This window comes from Streptomyces sp. NPDC054840 (assembly GCF_053611065.1).
The window spans coordinates 1-1,909 of record NZ_JBSGZP010001008.1 but is presented as its reverse complement, the minus strand read 5'-3'; the positions used below and the strand labels follow the sequence as shown (position 1 = coordinate 1,909).

2 protein-coding genes are annotated in these 1,909 nt (G+C 70.6%); both read right to left on the bottom strand.

Features of this window, described 5'->3' with window-relative positions:
* Window positions 1–49: 49 nt before the first annotated feature.
* Window positions 50–673: a GntR family transcriptional regulator gene (locus ACWGIU_RS36930; protein ID WP_453712444.1), complete on the bottom strand. Its 624-nt coding sequence runs from the start codon at window positions 671–673 to the stop codon at window positions 50–52.
* Window positions 674–892: 219 nt separating this feature from the next.
* Window positions 893–1,909, bottom strand: a 1,017-nt coding sequence (gene sucB / locus ACWGIU_RS36925) for a 2-oxoglutarate dehydrogenase, E2 component, dihydrolipoamide succinyltransferase (protein WP_453712443.1), incomplete at its 5' end; no start/stop codon positions are given.

Below are 1,909 nucleotides of genomic sequence, written 5' to 3'. Positions count from 1 at the left end.
GGCACGCGGTGCCGGTCAAAAGGAGGCAAACAGGCCCGCCCTCAGTGGATCAAGCGCGCGGCGCGCACCCCAGGACATGCCGCTTCACGAGCAGACCGATCTCCGGATCCTGGCTGCGGAACGCCTCGACAAGAGCCTCGTGCTCCTCGGCGTACGACTTCTGGACGGTCCCGAGCCAGCGGATGGACAGCGCGGTGAAGACCTCGATGCCCAGGCTCTCCCAGGTGTGCAGCAGCACGCTGTTCCCGGCCGCCCGCACCATCTCACGGTGGAACCCGACGGTGTGCCGCACCTGCGCGGTCCCGTCCTCGGCCCGGTCGGCCTCCCACAGCGCCGCCACGTGCGGCTCCAGCGCCGAGCAGTCGCTCGCCAGCCGCGGCGCGGCCAGCTCGGCCGCGATCTGCTCCAGACCGGCCCGCACCGGGTAGATCTCCTCCAGGTCGGCCGCGGAGAGGTTCCGTACGCGCACGCCCTTGTTCGGCGCCGACTCGATCAGCCGCAGCGTCTCCAGCTCGCGCAGGGCCTCCCGTACGGGGGTCTGGCTGACCTCCAGTTCCACGGCGATCCGGCGCTCGACGATCCGCTCGCCGGGCTTCCAGCGCCCGCTGACGATCCCCTCCACGATGTGCTCGCGGATCTGCTCGCGCAGCGAGTGCACGACGGGTGGGGTGATCATCGGGGCTTCATCTCCTGTAGGGGCATGCATCGCTTCGATGCGTAGACAATACGGCCGAGTGGCCCCAACCGGATGCGTTCCCGGTCGGGGACGCCGGGTGAGGCTGGTTACAACAGGCGCCCGACCAGGGCTCCCAGAGGCGTACACGACGACGGCGCCCCCGCCCGGAGGGTGTTCCGGGCGAGGGCGCCGTGTACGACAGCCGGGCGGTGAGCCTTACAGGCCGAGCTCGACCTCGAACTCGCCGGCCTCGAGGATCGCCTTGACGGCCGAGAGGTACCGGGCCGCGTCCGCGCCGTCCACCAGGCGGTGGTCGTAGGACAGGGTCAGGTACGTCATGTCGCGGATGCCGATGTTGGTGCCCTCGGCGGTCTCGATGACCACCGGGCGCTTCACCGTGGCACCGATGCCCAGGATGGCGACCTGGTTCGGGGGCACGATGACCGTGTCGAACAGCGCACCGCGCGAGCCGGTGTTGCTGATGGTGAAGGTCGCGCCCGACAGCTCGTCCGGCGTGATCTTGTTGCCGCGGACCTTGGCGGCCAGGTCGGCGGTCGCCTTCGAGATGCCCGCCAGGTTGAGGTCACCGGCACCCTTGATGACCGGGGTCATCAGGCCCTTCTCGGAGTCCACGGCGATGCCGATGTTCTCCGAGTCGAAGTAGGTGATGGTGCCCTCGTCCTCGTTGATCCGGGCGTTGACGACCGCGTGGGCCTTCAGCGCCTGGGCAGCGGCCTTGACGAAGAACGGCATCGGCGAGAGCTTGACGCCCTCGCGGGCCAGGAACGCGCCCTTGGCCTTCTCGCGCAGCTTCATGATCTTGGTGATGTCCACCTCGACCACGGAGCTGAGCTGAGCCTGCGAGTGCAGGGCCTTCATCATGTTGTCGCCGATGACCTTGCGCATGCGGGTCATCTTGACCGTCTGACCGCGCAGCTCGGACACCGCGGCGGCCGGAGCCTTCGCGGCCGGAGCGGCAGCGGCCGGAGCCGGGGCGGCGGCAGCGGCCTTGGCGGCCTCGGCGGCGGCCAGGACGTCCTGCTTGCGGATACGGCCACCGACACCGGTGCCCGAGACCGTGGACAGGTTGACTCCGGACTCCGAGGCGAGCTTGCGCACCAGCGGGGTCACGTACGCGGCCTCGTCACCCGCGGACGCCGGAGCGGCCGGAGCCGGGGCGGCGGGGGCGACCGGAGCCGGGGCGGCCACCGGAGCGGCGGCCTGGACCGGAGC